Source organism: Pedobacter nutrimenti (assembly GCF_003208655.1).
GTDB classification, from domain to species: domain Bacteria; phylum Bacteroidota; class Bacteroidia; order Sphingobacteriales; family Sphingobacteriaceae; genus Pedobacter; species Pedobacter nutrimenti.
In genome coordinates this window covers 681,568-696,613 of sequence record NZ_QKLU01000002.1, presented here as the reverse complement: position 1 = coordinate 696,613, position 15,046 = coordinate 681,568, and the positions used below count along the sequence as shown (strand labels likewise).

Genomic DNA, 15,046 nt, shown 5'->3' with positions numbered 1-15,046 from the left:
TAAGCAATTCAGTAGCAGATCCATAGCTATTTTTTTAAGACCATATAATCCAAAACCAGGTTACTTAAGGCATTTACCCCAAGGGTAAAACCACTTTCGTCAATAAAAAAATCTGGTGTGTGGTGCGATGGTGCTTTTAAGGCATCTCCATCTTTTGGCATACCGCCAAGAAAAATAAACAGCCCAGGTATTTTTTCCTGAAAAAAAGAAAAATCTTCCGCGCCGGTTACCGGAGGTTTCAGGCGCACATGCGCTTTACCGGCAGTAGCCTGTAAACTCGGCAGCATTTTTTCAGTTAAGGCCACATCGTTAAAAGTTACGGGATAATGATTGCTGTATGGAATTTTTACTTCTGCAGTACCGCCTCCCGCTTCTGCAGTTTTGGTTGCAATGGTTTTTACCCTTTCTATAAACAGGGCTTCATCTTCTTTCGAAAAATTCCGGATCGTCCCCAGCATCTCTACCTTTTCAGGAATGATATTGGAACGCACCCCGCCGTTTATGGCACCGATGGTCACCACTCCCGGATTCTCTGTCAGGTTCAGGTTTCTGCTGACAATGGTCTGCAGGTTGTTGACAATCTGTGCTGAGATCACCACCGGATCCACACTGCTCCAGGGGTAAGCCCCATGGGCCTGTCTTCCCCGTACGGTGATTTTCAGGTCATTGACCGCAGCCATCACCCCACCCGGACGATAGGTAATGTCTCCTACAGGCGTCTGGGAATTAATGTGCAAACCAAAAATAGCCTCCACTTTAGGATTTTCAAGCACCCCTTCTTTGACCATCAGTTCTGCGCCGCCTTCCTCTCCCACAGGGGGCCCCTCTTCTGCGGGCTGGAAGATAAACTTAACCGTCCCGGGAATGTCTTTTTTCATGGAAGAAAGGACTTCGGCAACCCCCATCAGAATGGCCACATGACTGTCATGCCCGCAGGCATGCATCACACCCACTTCCTGTCCATTATACATGGCTTTTACTTTTGAAGCAAAAGGCAAAGCATTTCGTTCAGTTACCGGAAGGGCATCCATATCTGCCCGGAGTGCCACCACGGGACCCGGTTTACCTCCTTTCAAAATACCCACCACACCTGTTTTTGCTACGCCTGTTTTAACTTCTATGCCCAGGGATTCCAGATGTTTGGCTATGATGCCCGCTGTCCTGTGTTCACTGTTGCCCAGTTCGGGGTGTTCGTGCAGGTCGCGGCGCCATGCAATTACTTTCTTTTCAATTTCAGCCGCTTTTTTTGAAACGGCGGGCCGCAGGTCATTGCGCTGGGCAAAGCTGGCAGAACTCAACAGGAGCAGTACAGGAAGGTAAAATTTTTTCATTTGATTTCTTTTGTTCCTAAAGATAATTATTAATCCCTTTAATGTCGCTGGTTTTTAACCTCTTTCGGCTCTGCAAGAGCGCTTGCACCAAGCAGTTGTACAACCGGCATCAATCCCTGTTTTTTTGCATCCTTTCGTTTAAAATTAAGCAATAAACAATTTTACTTCATAACTTTAAACAGTTTCTAACAAAATCCCAATCGTATGCTACCAACAATCAATTTCACTGAAACCAACGCCTATAAATATTTAGCGGACCACTTCATCAGCATTAATGAAAAAAGCCTTAAAGACCTTTTTAATGAAGACCCTGCCCGCTTTGAAAAATTCTCTCTGATTTTTGAAGACATCCTGCTGGATTTTTCAAAAAACAGGATGGACGACACCACCCTAGCCCTGTTGCTGCAGCTGGCCAAAGAATGTAAACTGGACCAGGCCATCAAAGCCATGTTCAGCGGAGAAAGGATCAACCAAACCGAAGGCAGACCGGTATTACACATTGCCTTAAGGAACCAAAGCAATAAAGAAATCCTGGTGGATGGCAAAAATGTCATGGAAGACGTGAATAAAGTGCTGGCCAAAATGGAGAAGTTCAGCAAGGCGATTATTTCGGGTGAATGGAAAGGATACAGCGGTAAAAACATTACAGATGTGGTCAATATCGGTATTGGTGGTTCTGATCTTGGCCCCGTAATGGTAACAGAGGCCCTCAAAGCTTATAAAAACCACCTGAACATGCATTTTGTGTCCAACATAGACGGCACGCATATCGTGGAAACCCTTAAACAGGTGAATCCCGAAACCACCTTGTTCCTGATTGCCTCCAAAACCTTTACCACGCAGGAAACCATGACCAATGCCAACAGCGCAAGAGCATGGTTTTTGCAAAGCGGTGCCGCAGAAAAAGATATTGAAAAACATTTTGCAGCCTTATCTACCAACGAAAAAGATGTAAAAGCTTTTGGAATTGATACCGAAAACATGTTCGAGTTCTGGGACTGGGTTGGTGGCAGGTATTCTTTATGGAGTGCCATTGGGCTCCCTATTGCCTTAAGCATTGGTTTTGATCATTTCAAGGAACTCCTGGCTGGTGCACATGCAACCGATCAGCATTTTGAAAACACCCCTTTCGACAAAAACATTCCGGTTATTCTGGCCCTGGTCGGTGTCTGGTACATTAACTTTTTTGAGGCAGAAACCCAGGCCATTTTACCTTATGACCAATACCTGCACCGTTTTGCCGCTTACTTTCAGCAGGGTGATATGGAAAGCAATGGCAAACATGTAGACCGCAACGGTAAAGAGGTCACTTACGAAACCGGACCGATCATTTGGGGCGAACCGGGAACCAATGGGCAGCACGCTTTCTATCAGCTCATCCACCAGGGTACACGTTTAATTCCTTGTGACTTTATCGCCCCGGCCCAAAGCCTGAACCCGCTTGGTCAGCACCATCCGATCCTGCTTTCCAATTTCTTTGCACAGACAGAAGCCCTGATGAACGGAAAAACAGAAGAGCAGGTGATAGAAGAACTTAAAAAAGAAGGAAAATCTGAAGAAGAAATCCGCAAAATTGCCCCTTTTAAAGTTTTTGAAGGCAACAGGCCAACCAATTCTATTTTATTAAAACGTGTAACACCACATAGCCTGGGCAGTCTAATCGCCATGTACGAACATAAAATATTTGTCCAGGGCATCATCTGGAATATATTTAGCTTTGATCAATGGGGTGTTGAACTGGGTAAACAACTCGCAAAAAGCATTCTCCCCCAGTTGAAAGACGATCAACCGGTGTCCTCACACGATGCTTCTACCAACGGACTGATCAACCAGTACAAAACCTGGAGATAACCCACTGCTTATTAGAATCATAAAAAAACAAATTATCAATTGAACATGAAAAAAAACTTTCTATTAACGCTGGCCATAACCGGTTTTTGCCTTTCTGCTTCGGCTCAAAAGGTAAAGTTTACCGAATATGACCTGCCAAATGGCCTCCATGTTATTCTCCATGAGGACAAAACGGCCCCGGTAGTTGCCGTATCGGTAATGTACCATGTGGGCTCCAAAGATGAAGATCCCCAAAGAACAGGTTTCGCACACTTTTTTGAACACCTTTTGTTTGAAGGGAGCGACAATCTCAAACGCGGGGAGTTTATGAAAACAGTGAGCAGTAACGGCGGAGAAAACAACGCCAATACTTCCCAGGACAGGACTTTTTATTATGAAGTATTTCCTTCCAACCAGCTGGAACTGGGACTCTGGCTGGAAAGCGAGCGGATGCTGCACCCCAAAATTGATGAAGTGGGTGTTAAAACCCAAAATGAAGTGGTCAAAGAAGAAAAACGCCTTCGTATAGACAACGCTCCTTATGGCAAGTTTACCGAAAAGATCTTCTCGCACTTGTTCGACGGGCATCCTTACCGCTGGCAGCCAATTGGCTCCATGGAACACCTGGATGCCGCAAAACTGGCAGAGTTTATTGCTTTCTTTAAAAAATACTATGTCCCTAACAATGCGGTATTAAGCATTGCCGGAGACCTGGACATCGAGAAAACCAAGGCCCTGATTGCTAAATATTTTACCGAAGTACCTAAAGGTGCCCCGGTGGTGAAGACCGTTTATGAGCTTAAACCGCTTAGCAAACAAATTATCGATACCGCTTATGATGCCAATATTCAAATCCCGGCCATTTTTGCGGCTTACCGTGTTCCTGGAATGAAAAGCCGGGACAGTAAGGTCCTGCAAATGATCAGTACCATTCTTTCCGGTGGGGCCAGCTCCAGACTGAGCACCAAAATGGTCGATGAAAAGAAAACCGCTTTACAGGTCGCTGCTTTTAATTATTCATTGGAAGACTACGGGGCTTATATTACCCTGGCTTTGCCCAATAACAACACCCCATTAAATGACCTGTTGAAAGACATTGATGCCGAAGTAAGCCGTCTTCAAACTGACCTGATCAGCGAATCGGAACTTCAAAAACTTCAGAATCAGTTCGAGAACAGTTATGTAAGCGCCAATAGTAAAATGATCGGCCTGGCAGAAAACCTTGCAGACGGCTATACTTTTCATGACAAGGACACCAATAACATCAATGAAGAATTAGAGAAAGTAAGGTCCATCACCCGCGAAGAAATCAGGGAAGTTGCACGTAAATACTTAAACAAAGACCAGCGTGTTGTTTTGTATTATTTGCCGAAAAAATAGACCATTTCCTAATCAAAATTAAAAAAGATCATGAAGAAAATATTCATATTTGCCATCGCCGCCCTTGCCCTGCAGCCGGTGTTTGCGCAAAAACTGGACAGAAGCCAGAAACCAAAACCAGGACCTGCACCAACCATTACCTTTGCAGATCCGGCAATCTATAAACTTCCAAACGGGATCACGGTCCTGGTGGTGGAAAACCATAGACTACCAAAAGTATCCGCCAGTTATACGATTGATGCGGGCCCGATTACAGAAGGGTCGAAAGCGGGTAAAATACAGCTCATGGGAGGGATGTTAAACGAAGGGACCACTTCCAAAACCAAAGTACAGTTTGATCAGGCGGTTGACCAGCTTGGGGCAAATGTTAGCCTCTCGGCATCCGGAGGAAGCACCTCTGCTTTAACCCGTTATTTCGACAGTGCCTTCCTTTTAATGGCTGAAGCCTTAAGAAATCCTTCTTTCCCTCAGGCCTCTTTTGACAAACTTAAATCCCAGTACCTGACCGGCTTAAAATCAACCGACCGCAGTGCCAAAGCCATTTCGGGCAGGGTGGTCAATGCCTTATCCTATGGATCTGCCCATCCCCTGGGAGAATTTCAAACAGAACAAAGCATCAATTCTATTACACTGGATGATGTAAAAGCCGCTTACAAGCAATACATTACCCCTTCAAGGGCTTACCTTACTTTTGTGGGTGACATTAAACCAGAGGCCGCTAAAGCACTTGCCATCAAAGCCTTTGGAGACTGGAAAGGAAACACGCTGAACCTTCCTGTGCTTGCCAAAGTAAACAATCCGGCAAAAACAGAAGTAGACGTCATTGATGTTCCCAATGCGGTTCAGTCGGAAATTACCGTTACCAATCTGATTGACCTGCCTTTAAGCAGCCCCGATTATCACGCCGTGCTGCTGGCCAATGAAATTCTTGGTGGCGGGGCCGACGCAAAATTATTTAGAAACCTGCGGGAAAAACATGGATTTACCTATGGGGCTTATTCTTCTACAGGTTCCGGCCGTTTCCAGTCGCAGTTCAAAGCAACTGCTGCCGTTAGAAATGAAAAGGTAGACAGCGCTGTGGTTGAATTTCTGAAAGAAATCAATGTCATGAGGACCGAAAAAGTCAGTGCAGAAGTTTTGCAAAGCGCTAAAAACCTATATAACGGATCTTTTGCCTTAGGACTGGAAAACCCGGGACGCATGGCTGGTTTTGCCAGCAGCATCCTGATCAATAACCTGCCAAAAGATTTTTACAGGACTTACCTTCAAAAACTGAATGCCGTTACTGCAGAAGATATTCTTCGGGTAAGCAAAAAATACTACAATCATGAGGACACCCGTATCATTATTGTGGGTAAACAGGAGCAGTTCGTTGCAGGCCTTAAAAAGCTGGGCTTTACGGTAAAAAGCTTTGACAAATTTGCTGCACCAGTTACTGCTGCCGCTACGGCAACTGCTGCAGTGAACAAATCTGCTGCAGAGATCATTTCCAAATACCTGACTGCCATTGGCGGGGAAGCGGAATTGAAAAAAGTAAATTCCATTGTTCAAAACGGAGAATTTGAAATACAAGGTCAAAAATTAGCCGCTGTATTCAAACAATTGTCACCAAATCTGGAAAGCAATGAAATTTCCATGGGGGGCAATGTGGTGATGAAACAAGCCTATAATGGCACAAGCGGTTTCCAAAGTCAAATGGGCCAGAAAAAAGAATTCAGTGCAGAGGAACTGGCAGAGAAAAAAGACAAAAAGGCTTTGTTTGATCAACTGTTTTATGGCCAGAACAAGGTAGAAGTTGCCGGGACAGCCAAAGTAGGTCAGGCCGATGCCTATAAGCTGAATGTGACCTTTGCATCCGGGTTAAAACAAACCGAATATTATGATGTCAATACCGGCTACCTGTTAAAAGATGAAAAAACCAGGAAAGCAAACGGGGTCGACATCACACAATCCACAGAATACAGTGATTACCGTAAGGTAGGGAATGTCTTTTTCCCTTTTAAAATGGTACAGTCTGTTCAAATGCCACAAGGCAGTCAGGAATTTAGCATTACCATTAAAGACATACAAGTCAATACCGGTTTAAAAGCAGCTGATTTTAATTAGAATCCACTGCCATTTCCCAAAAACAGGGACTGCCCAAGAGCAGTCCCTGTTTTTTTTGCTCCCAGCTCAGGGCGGGCCTGTTAAACCATTAACGCTTAAAAATGTCTATATTTATATAAGCAAATTCAAGAAATCCATATACAGATGAAAAGATTTAAGAATAGTTTAACCGCATTGCTGATCCTGCTGGGCACATCAGTTTTTGCACAAACAGATAAAGCCACCACCATAAAAATTGTGGAAGGCCAGAATTTTATATTTAATGCCAACAGTGCGATGCCTATGGCCAATGCAGATCTGTCCAGGGTGATGAACAGGCTCAACAGTCCGGGCGGGTCAGGCAGCATTAGCCTGACCGGCAATTCCTATAGCCTTCGCGTCAGCAAAGACAGTGTAGAAGCGTATTTGCCTTATTATGGACGTTCATTTACTGCAACCATGAACCCCGATGACTCCGGAATAAAGTTCAAGTCCAAAGATTTCAGCTATAAAGTCAAAAAAAACAAAAAAGGGACCTGGGACATCACCATTGTCCCAAATGATGTGAAGGACAGACAAACCCTCAACTTATACATTTCACAAAATGGTTATGCGACCTTAAGCGTCAACAACACCAACCGCCAACCCATTACCTTTTATGGTTACCTCAGCGAACCCAAGTCCGCTATGTAATAAAAAAAGGGGCGACAGGAAAATATCCTGTCGCCCCTTTTTTTCATTCTGCCCGCCTTACTTTTTAGGTACCAGGCTGATTTCAAATAATTTATTAAATTTCTTTCCGGTTACAAAAAGTCTTTTGCCTTTGGCATCCCAGGCAATCCCATTTAAAACGTCTGTGTTTGGAAACCTGTCTTTTTCAGGCAAGATACCAGCCAGGTTAATATAACGCTCTACAGCGCCGCTTTTGGGGTTGATAACGGCAATTTTATCCGTCTGATAGATGTTTGCATAAACCATTCCATCGATATATTCCAGTTCGTTCAACTGGTCCACCTGTCCTTTATCGTCAAAAACCTCCACAAAGCCTTCTTCTTTGTAATTGTCTTTATTCAAAAACCAAAGCCTGTTGGTCCCGTCAGATTTGATCAGGCGCTGGCCGTCAAAACTCAGGCCCCAACCTTCCCGGCTGTTCTGATAAGGGAAACTGCCAATTTGCTTAAAGCTTTTCGCATCATATACAAAGCCTGTATTTTCCTGCCAGGTCAGCATAATGACTTTATCCCCCACCAGTGAAGACCCCTCTCCAAAGTATTTTTTATCCAGGGAAATTTTCTGCAGGGCCTTTCCTGTTTTCAGCTCCACCCACCTTAAGGTCGAAGAACCGTTCAGTCCGGTACTTTCCAGAAACCTGCCATCATGGTATTCCAGACCCTGGGTATAGGAACTCGTATCATGCGGAAAGGTATTGATCACCTTGTACCCAAATAAAGCTGGTTTAATGGCCGATTTTAAGACCACATTTACCGTTAGGGTGTCTTTTTTTGTGCCATTATCGACAATGGCCGAAATCAATCTGTAGCCCAAAGGAAGCGCGGCTGTTTTCAAAACAAAGGGACTGGCGTCATTTTTAGTGCCAACAGATTTACCATCGACCAGGTAACTGGCAGAATTTACTTTCACATCTGCAGGAACATCCAGTTCAATTTTCAGGTCATCTCCCAGGGTAACCTCTTTACCCTGTTCCGGAAATTTAAATCCAACGGTACTGCCCGCTTTATCCTGTTTGCAGGAAAAAGTTAAGCTTATGCCCAATACAATACAAAAACCGAGCAGCGTTCTTTTTAGTTCAGGTTGGCCAAAATGCATCTTCTATATGATTAATTTTATAAAGGTCTTTATTTTTAAATACAATTCCAATGATGTCAAAGCGAATCTCTCCTTCAAACTGATGCCGCTCTATATAAGCCTGAGAAGCAAATTCCAGTTGCTTCTCCTTTTTCCAGCCCACAAACTCGTCCGGCTCTCCATGATCTGCAGACCTTCGGGTCTTGACTTCCACAAAAACAATCCTTTCCCCGTCAAAAGCAATCAGGTCAACCTCGGCACGTCCGTATTTCCAGTTCTGCTCCAGGATCCTGTAGCCCTTCGCTTCCAGGTAGGCTCGGGCCAGGGCCTCCCCATACCGGCCAAGATCATTGTGTTCAGCCATTACTTCAGTACCACCGAGCCCAGGAATTTTGAAATGTCCTTTTCTACATTTTTAATAAAAGAATAGCGCTGCATCAGGATTTCCTGGTTTACCACATCCTGTTCCATTTTAATTTCCTGCAGCAGGTTGAGCAGGATCCGGTCTACCTTTCGTTTTTTCAGGTGAAAAATCCCGCCCAAAATAGTCGCCTTAAGATTTACGGTTTCATCCCGTACATAAATCTGGTGTTTGTTGTACCAGTTCTCGCTCAGGCTATAGGGTGAGGTAGACAAAGTAATGGCCAGGTTCACAATCTCCCTGTCCGGACTTTTAATAAACTGGCTGGCTACCGGCAAATGCCCGTTTTCTATTTCCTTTTTATAATGTTCAATAATTCTTCCGCAAACCGCATCCTCGAAACTCACATCCGATAAATTCTGGACAATAAAAGACCCGATATACATGTTGTCGATATTGTCCCAGCTCACCAGTTCGTGACCAAAAGCCAAAAGCAATCTTACAATTTCCTGTTCCTGCAAAATATCGGAATCCCTGCCACTTTCTACCGGTTCGGGGGCTCCACCACCAGGACCATCTTCAAAAAGGTTATCCGGCGGACCATCCTCATAAGGGGAAGCTGCTCCGGGAGCAGGAGAAGGACTTGCTTTTTTCAGTTTTGCTGCACGCATTTTGTTCAGCTCCGATAAAAGAATACCTTCTTCTACCTGCAGCAGGTGACTGCACTCCCGGATAAAAACAGAAGCCTTAATGTTATCGGGGATTTTGGCGATACTTTCTACAATGTCCCGGATAATACCGGCCCTTTTAATGGGGTCATTTCCGGCTTCCTTTAAAAGGGTATTGGCCTTATAGAGAATAAAGTCCTTGCGGTTGTTTTCTATGTAATCTTTAAACGCCCCTGCGCCCACATGGTGCATGTAAGAGTCCGGGTCATGACCATCGGGAAAGTTTACGACTTTCACGTTCAGTCCTTCCTCCAGGATCATGTCAAGCCCCCTTAAGGAGGCCTTGATGCCGGCTGCATCCCCATCGTAAAGAATGGTTACGTTTTGGGTAAAACGGCTGATCAGACGGATCTGTTCGGTGGTCAGGGAAGTACCCGAAGAAGCCACCACATTTTCCACACCGGCCTGGTGCACCGAAAGCACATCGGCATAACCTTCCACCAGGTAACAGTTGTCGGTATCCCTGATGGCTTTTTTAGCATGGAAAAGCCCGTAAAGTACATTCGATTTATGGTAAATATCGCTCTCGGGAGAGTTGACATATTTAGGGACCTTTTTATCTGTTTTCAGGGTCCGGCCGCCAAAACCAATAATCCTGCCCGTAAAATTGTGGATGGGGAACATCACCCTTCCCCGGAAACGGTCGTACAGCTTGCCTTTATCATTGCGGATAGACAGGCCTGCACGTTCCAGGTATTCTTCTTTATGCCCGCTGTTTACCGCCTGTATGGTCAGCGCATCCCAGACATCGGGAGAATAACCCAGTTCAAATTTTTTAATGATGTCCTCTCTAAAGCCTCTCTCCTTAAAATAACTTAAACCAATGGCCCTTCCGTCCACGCCTGTCCAAAGCTCATTGGCAAAAAAGCCCGAAGCAAACTGCGAAACGACATACAGGGTTTCCCTGGCGTTCTGTGCTTCCAGGTTCTGCGGGCTCTGAACGGTTTCTTCAACTTCGATGTTGTATTTCTGGGCCAGGTATTTCAGTGCTTCCGGATAGGAATACTTTTCATGGTCCATAATAAAATGGACCGAATCGCCTCCCTTTCCGCAACCAAAACATTTATAAATGCCTTTGGTCACCGAAACATTAAAAGAAGGTGTCTTTTCGTTGTGGAAAGGACAATTTCCGATCAGGCTGCTACCACGTTTTTTTAAGGCGACAAAATCCCCCACAACCTCCTCAATCCGGGCGGTATCCATGATTTTGTTAATGGTATCCTGATTAATCATTACTCTGCTTTTATCCTTGTTAAATTATTCCTTCTCTGAGCGCGTAAAATCCAGGTCCTGAAAATCGTAACTGAAATCTGTCAGGGGCGAAATGGCTTCCATTTTCAGGCCCCAGGCCTTGCCGTCTTTGTCCAGACTAAACAGCAGATAAGCATCGGCATCCATACTTCTGTCCTTCCATTTTGCAATAAAAGTATTGCCCTTATAGAAACTCAGCGTTCCGCAAAGTTTTGGCGATTTGACAGACTGGAACCATAAAACCCCGTTCTTATCGGTAATCGTCACTTTTCCAAACCATGGATCTGCAAAGGTACCTGTATAATTGTTCAGATCCGGTTTATCTTTTGTTTTTTTCTGTGCGGCTGCAATATCGGCCCAAACCTTATTTGTAATCTGGTCCGCTTCGCGCTGATTTTTAAGCTCGTTTTCTCTGTACTGTCCAATCCTGTCCTTTCCTTTAATTCCAAAATAACTGTCCTTAATGGAATTGGTGACCGCATTAAAGGCCGCGCCCGATTGCTGATTGGTCAATACAATAATACCCAGTTTCAGTTCAGGAATTAGAGTGACCTGGGTTACGATCCCGCCGAGGCCTCCGGTATGTGTGGCCTGAAAATAACCCTTTACATCACTCAGGAACCAGCCCAGCCCATAACTTGAAAAATGGGTGTTGTAAGGAGAACTTCCCCTGATGATGGTCTGCGGGCTCCACATTTCCCGGTGGGCCTTTTCACTGAACAAACTCTTTTCCTGCTGCGAACCATATTTACCATTGTTCATCTGCATGATGGCCCATTTGCTCATGTCTTCCAGGTTAGACCAGATCCCGCCCGCAGCATTGGCAATCTGGGTAAAATTCTTGCCGATCACCTCCACTTTACCGTTCACAGGTGCATGGGCATCTATCGTATTTTTATCAGACTTCAAACGCAGGTAGGCCGCCGCACTTTCCGACATGCCCAGTGGTTGCATGATCCGCTTTTCTATAAAATCTTCCCAGCTCATTCCCGAAACTTTTGCCAGGACTTCCCCGGCAACCACATACAATAAATTGTCGTAATCGTATTTGGTCCTGAAAGCCGAAACGGGTTTCAGGTAATGCAGGTTATGGATCAGCTCGGTCTTGGTGACCGAGCCAGAGTCCGGCCAGATCATCAGGTCACCAGCACCCAAACCCAGCCCGCTGCGGTGCGTAAGCAAATCCCTTACCGTAAATTCCTGGGTCACATAAGGATTGTATAACTTAAAGTCCGGGATCAGGTCTACTACTTTATCGTCCCAGCTCAGTTTGCCTTCGTCCACCATCATGCCCAAAGCGGCGGCCGTAAAAGCCTTACTGTTGGAGGCAATCCCAAACAAGGTATGTTCATTAACAGGTTCTTTTGTTTTCAGGGACCTCAGTCCATACCCTTTGCTGTGGATCAGCTTTCCGTCTTTGATCACCGCAACCGCAATTCCGGGAACATCAAAGGTTTTCAGCACCTTTTCAGAAAGGCTGTCAATTTGCCGGGAGCTGAGTTGTGCGCGGGCAGAAAATGTTGCGGCAGAAAAAACCAGAAAGCAAAGAAATAACAGTTTAGGTTTCATAAATTTCAAAATGATCAGTATCCGGCAGGCCCTATACGGCCTCACCGTATAAAGTTAAAAATTATTTTTCCTTCTGGTAATCTTTATGGAGGATCAGCACACTGGCCCTTTCTTCCTTTTTTAAAGGGACATTCCAGTTGCCCTGGTAAGAGATTTTCACCGGCAGTTTGACTTCTTTAAAATAGCTCATTTCAATGTTCATCTGTACATTAAAATCGAAAAGCATATTGCTGTATTTCATATCCACATAACGGCCCAGTATTTCAAAATTCCGTTTGTCAAAAATGGTGGTCAGTTCCTTGATCATCAGGCCATCCTTTGTCCAGTTGCTCAGGTCGGGTTTTACCGAAACCTTAAAACGATATACCGGAATGGAATCGAGGTAAGTCCCGCTGTAAAAGCTATAATCATAATACTGGCGCATATTGGCTGTAAAAATGGCCGTTTTGTTGCCGATAAAAGGCAGGCCCTTCACCGGTCTTCCCGGCGAAAAGATCAGCGTTTTTAATTTATCCTTATAACTGGCATTGGAGCCTTCTGCTTTTCCGCCAAAAGACTCATCCGCATATTCCGATTTATAGGCGTTGGTAAAAATATAGTCAAACATCTCTACCGTGTAGAGTTGGTATTTTCCATTCTTTTTATACACCTTGCCCGTATCGAGTTTACTCAGGTATTCCAACCTGGGCTGCTGCAGGTGCCGCCTGATTTTCCGGTAGATCTTACCGCTGACCTTATTCTTTTTATCATAGGTGTAAATGCTGTTCTCCGCAAAAAAATTATACTTCTTCATGTCACGGAAAGCCTGATAAAAACTGGTATCGGTGGTTACCGCCTGGATAAATGTTTCCACGCTCAGCCTTTTGGCCGTAATGTTTACGGCAGAATCCAGCTGGATCGTTTTGATGGTGTCGGGGTTAAAACGAGGGATCTGCTGGGCAGAAAGCTGGCCATGCCCCCACAGCAAAAGAAATCCTAAAAGTAGCCTTCTCATGCCTAATTTAATTGCCCAGTTGCTTGAGTGCAATATAGGCCATTAAACCTGTAGAACTTTTCAGCGCGTCCTCGTCGATATCAAAATTGGGGTGATGAACGGAATAGGTCGCCTGTTTTGCTGCATTTCCAGTTCCCAGCCTGTAAAAGCAGGCGTTGGTTACCTGGGAATAATAAGCAAAATCTTCAGCAGCCATCCAGATGTCCAGGTCCAGTACATTTTCCTTGCCCAGATAATCTTCCGCAAGGGCACGGGTGCTGTCGGTCAGCTGGGGCTCATTGATCAGGTAAGGATAACCGTTCATGATCTTAAACTCACAGCTTCCGCCCATACTTTCTGCAATACCCTCAGCCATTTTTTTCATCAGCCTTTTTGCTTCCTGGCGCCATTCTTCGTTCAGGGTCCTGAAAGTCCCTTCCAGTTTAACTTCGTTCGGGATGATATTTGTAGCGCCGTTGGCAATCACTTTGCCAAAGGAAAGCACCGAAGGCAAACGCGGATCTGCATTTCTGCTTACAATCTGCTGCAGGGCAACAATAATATGGGAAGTAATCAGTACAGGGTCTATATTTTGATGCGGTTGGGCACCATGTCCGCCTTTTCCGGTCACGGTAACATAAAGTTCATCCGTAGAGGCCATATAAATTCCCGAGCGGAAACCCACTTTTCCGGCATCGATAAATGGCATAACGTGCTGTCCGATAATATTGGAAGGCTTTGGATTTTCCAGCACCCCTTCTTTGATCATAATACTGGCCCCACCTGGCAAAACTTCTTCGCCCGGCTGGAAAATCAGTTTAATGGTTCCGCCAAAAGAAGCTTTCATCTGGTTCAGGATATAAGCTGTACCGAGTAAAGAAGAGGTATGGACATCATGCCCACAGGCATGCATGACGCCTTTATTCTTAGACGTATAAGGTTTGCTGGTCGCCTCATGTATGGGCAAAGCATCAATATCTGCACGAAGGGCAATGACTTCCTCCGAGGGCAAATCTCCTTTGATCAGCCCGACTACACCTGTATTGGCCATGGTGGTAAATGAAATCCCCCAGGCTCCCAGTTGTTTTTGAATAAACAATGAAGTTTCAAACTCTTTAAAAGAGAGTTCAGGATGGGCGTGTATATGGTGACGGAAAGAAACCACCTGCTCAAAAATACCGGCAGCGAGTTCCTGGATTTTTTCTTTAATCATTATTGTTAGAATCTAAGGCAGGTGCATTGATCTTTTCCCTGAAGATGAACAAAGTCGGAAAACTTTTCCGCAATTCATTCATCAGGCGCTGCGCTTCCAGGCGTGTCCTGAAATCGCCCACCCTCAGGTAATAATTAGGCTCCTTATATGTGATGTATGTATTCAGTTTTGGATAGGCCGCTTTAAACCTGGCCTGTTCCCGGAAAGTCTGTCTTCTGTCGGATCCATAAAAAACCTGTACCCGGAAGCCCATCTGTGCCACCAGGGCACCGCCACGTTTAACGGTGGAAGGTGCTGTTTTTTTACTCAGTTCCAGCCGTTTTTCGATCAGGCTGTCAATTAAGGGATCTTTTACCACGGTCACTGTTCCCTTTGTCTGTGCAAAGCCCCCGGCACAAACAACAGAAAAGAAAATACAGGTCAGGAGTTTTTTCATGGAAAAGGCCTTGATATTTAAAATTGGGCTTAAAAAAGAATGCCGAACTTCTCGCAAAATTCGGCATTCTAAATGTTTATTAC

General features: G+C 44.9%; 12 protein-coding genes. 4 read left to right on the top strand and 8 right to left on the bottom strand.

The annotated features are described in order from the left end of the window. Positions 1-26: 26 nt before the first annotated feature. On the bottom strand, positions 27-1,331 hold the full coding sequence (locus tag B0O44_RS07750) for an amidohydrolase (protein WP_110828905.1): 1,305 nt from the start codon (positions 1,329-1,331) through the stop codon (positions 27-29). 204 nt (positions 1,332-1,535) lie between these two features. On the opposite strand from B0O44_RS07750, the gene pgi reads away from it, so the two are divergent. The 4 genes from pgi (at position 1,536) to B0O44_RS07730 (ending at position 7,319) form a co-directional block, all read left to right on the top strand. Then, positions 1,536-3,182: a glucose-6-phosphate isomerase gene (pgi, locus tag B0O44_RS07745; protein ID WP_110828902.1), complete on the top strand. Its 1,647-nt coding sequence runs from the start codon at positions 1,536-1,538 to the stop codon at positions 3,180-3,182. Positions 3,183-3,227: 45 nt separating this feature from the next. After that, positions 3,228-4,541, top strand: coding sequence for a M16 family metallopeptidase (locus B0O44_RS07740; protein ID WP_110828899.1), 1,314 nt, complete (start codon positions 3,228-3,230; stop codon positions 4,539-4,541). 30 nt (positions 4,542-4,571) lie between these two features. Next, positions 4,572-6,647, top strand: coding sequence for a M16 family metallopeptidase (locus B0O44_RS07735; protein WP_110828897.1), 2,076 nt, complete (start codon positions 4,572-4,574; stop codon positions 6,645-6,647). Between the two features lie 144 nt (positions 6,648-6,791). Continuing rightward, positions 6,792-7,319 (top strand): DUF4251 domain-containing protein, encoded by a 528-nt coding sequence (locus B0O44_RS07730; RefSeq protein ID WP_110828894.1) that lies wholly within the window; start codon positions 6,792-6,794, stop codon positions 7,317-7,319. 57 nt (positions 7,320-7,376) lie between these two features. Here the strand turns inward: B0O44_RS07730 and B0O44_RS07725 are convergent, their stop codons facing one another. The 7 genes from B0O44_RS07725 to B0O44_RS07695 form a co-directional block, all read right to left on the bottom strand. Then, positions 7,377-8,453: a glutaminyl-peptide cyclotransferase gene (locus tag B0O44_RS07725; RefSeq protein WP_110828892.1), complete on the bottom strand. Its 1,077-nt coding sequence runs from the start codon at positions 8,451-8,453 to the stop codon at positions 7,377-7,379. Further along, entirely contained in the window at positions 8,434-8,796 is a 363-nt protein-coding gene (locus B0O44_RS07720; protein ID WP_110828889.1) for a YraN family protein, read from the bottom strand. The genes B0O44_RS07725 and B0O44_RS07720 overlap by 20 nt, the downstream gene beginning before the upstream one ends. Continuing rightward, positions 8,796-10,754 (bottom strand): DNA primase, encoded by a 1,959-nt coding sequence (dnaG, locus tag B0O44_RS07715; protein WP_110828886.1) that lies wholly within the window; start codon positions 10,752-10,754, stop codon positions 8,796-8,798. Before dnaG ends, B0O44_RS07720 begins: the two co-directional genes overlap by 1 nt. 24 nt (positions 10,755-10,778) lie before the next feature. Then, positions 10,779-12,341 (bottom strand): serine hydrolase, encoded by a 1,563-nt coding sequence (locus tag B0O44_RS07710; protein ID WP_110828884.1) that lies wholly within the window; start codon positions 12,339-12,341, stop codon positions 10,779-10,781. 61 nt (positions 12,342-12,402) lie between these two features. Continuing rightward, complete coding sequence (locus B0O44_RS07705; protein ID WP_110828881.1) at positions 12,403-13,335, bottom strand: hypothetical protein; 933 nt, start codon at positions 13,333-13,335, stop codon at positions 12,403-12,405. Between the two features lie 7 nt (positions 13,336-13,342). After that, the gene (locus B0O44_RS07700) at positions 13,343-14,527 is read right to left on the bottom strand and encodes a M20 metallopeptidase family protein (RefSeq protein ID WP_110828879.1); all 1,185 of its coding nucleotides are present in this window, start codon (positions 14,525-14,527) and stop codon (positions 13,343-13,345) included. Beyond that, complete coding sequence (locus B0O44_RS07695; protein WP_110828876.1) at positions 14,520-14,963, bottom strand: SPOR domain-containing protein; 444 nt, start codon at positions 14,961-14,963, stop codon at positions 14,520-14,522. The genes B0O44_RS07700 and B0O44_RS07695 overlap by 8 nt, the downstream gene beginning before the upstream one ends. Positions 14,964-15,046 lie beyond the last annotated feature (83 nt).